Raw genomic sequence first — 613 nt, forward strand, 5'->3', positions numbered from 1 at the left:
CAGAAGGTGATGAGTTCCGGGGTGGGATGTTGGCAGTCGGTGAGGAGGAGGACGCAGTGGGGGAGATTGAGGGTGAATTTGAGTTCATCAATGGCATAACATAGGTCGGCAGGGGTGGAAACTCGGGGATACATTTGCTGAGGACAGACTTGTTTCCAAATCAGTCCGCACAGAGTGAGGGCGATTTCACTTTCCCGGGTTTCCTGGGCGAGGGGTTGGGTGTTGAGGATGAGGATGGGCTGGTTTTGTAGGCTTTGGGCGAGGTTGATGGGGGTGAAAGTTGTTTCGCTGTTATGGGGGGTTGGTTCCGTGACTTCGGGATGGGGGGTGGTGGTGGGATGATGCCAGGCTTGATAAAAGTCGGGATAGGGGAGGTTTTCGGCACAGTTCCAAAGGACTTCGTAGCATTGATTGAATAGCCTAAAGTTGTTTTGATAAACTTCACCGCTGAGGCAGTCTTTTAAGGCGGAGACGACCCCTGCATAGTGTTGGCGTGTGGTGAGGATTTCCCCTAAACTCTGGGCTGCTAGCCAACGGGTGTCATCATCAGCACCAGCATCCCGTAAGATTTCCACTAAGGCGGCGATCGCCTGGGGGTTCCCTGGGGCGATTT

The 613-nt window shown here is 53.8% G+C and carries 1 protein-coding gene; it reads right to left on the reverse strand.

The window, feature by feature from the left end; translation table 11 throughout:
- The coding region (locus JJD41_RS24505; RefSeq protein ID WP_200670491.1) for a HEAT repeat domain-containing protein at positions 1-613 on the reverse strand (613 nt) is incomplete at both ends.

It is taken from the genome of Oxynema mangrovii CENA135 (assembly GCF_016632315.1).
GTDB lineage: Bacteria > Cyanobacteriota > Cyanobacteriia > Cyanobacteriales > Laspinemataceae > Oxynema > Oxynema aestuarii.